Origin of the sequence: Photorhabdus kayaii (genome assembly GCF_025384895.1) — a bacterium.
Classification (GTDB): domain Bacteria; phylum Pseudomonadota; class Gammaproteobacteria; order Enterobacterales; family Enterobacteriaceae; genus Photorhabdus; species Photorhabdus kayaii.
In genome coordinates this window covers 1-872 of record NZ_JAJAFZ010000205.1, presented here as the reverse complement: position 1 = coordinate 872, position 872 = coordinate 1, and the positions used below count along the sequence as shown (strand labels likewise).

Annotated in this window: 1 protein-coding gene; it reads left to right on the top strand. The window is 66.3% G+C overall.

Translation table 11 applies throughout. The features are described from left to right. Positions 1-48 precede the first annotated feature (48 nt). Positions 49-189, top strand: a complete 141-nt coding sequence (locus LGZ98_RS23920) for a hypothetical protein (protein ID WP_262978749.1) — start codon at positions 49-51, stop codon at positions 187-189. Positions 190-872 lie beyond the last annotated feature (683 nt).

The window sequence follows — 872 nt, the reverse complement described above, 5'->3', positions numbered from 1 at the left end:
TGTGCACACGCTACCGCCATACCCTGACGCCCTTATCCGGTCTGCACATTGAGCAGTATAGCGGCGGTGTTAGCTGCCGTTAACCCCTTGTGTGTATTTGCTGACGTGCTTGTACACCGCCTTTCAACCTGCCAGAACCGGGTTTTATCGATAACCCGTGGCGGCGGGGCAGCTTGCCTGCGCCGCTGACGCGGGTTGGCCGGGCGCGGGCTGGCGAAGCCCGCTTATCGACGGATTTCAGCGGGGAGCCCCCGCTCGCGGGGGCGGACGGGGCGGAGATGGCGAGTACGGAGACGAGCAAGGAGCCCGCGACTGCGAGCCGGACGCAGCCAGTGCAGCAGGGTTGGGCGGGGGTAATAAACCGCGGCCAGCTTGCTGGCCTGCTTTCAGGGCTGTTGACCTTGACGGACTGACCGGCAGCGGCTTAAGGCGGATGTTGACACCGGAGCCGCCAGGGACGGCGGCGACTGCGGCGGCCGGTTTTGGCACCGCGACTGACAGCAGCGGGCGCAGCCCGGTGCGCCTCTGGGGCTGAGAAGCCCCACCCGGCGGCCAGCCGCGCACCGGGGCCAAGGTAACCGCGCAGCGCCCTTGGGTGGGCGGCGCCGACATAATGTGCCGTTGCGCGTTGGCGGGCTGTTCAGGCCCGCTTTCGCGTAATGCCACATTATGTTCATTGGGGGCTGACCGGCAACGGTGCTGACAGAGGACGCGACGGCTTAGCGCCGGGCGGCCACCATTTACCGCCGGACACGCCGAAGGCAGGGAGGCAGTCTGTGCGCAGGGACGCGCACAGTCTGCCTTTCACCTTTCCCACGAGACTGACAGAGGGCCGGCTAACATTAAGATTGTCCGGCAACACAGGGCGTTCA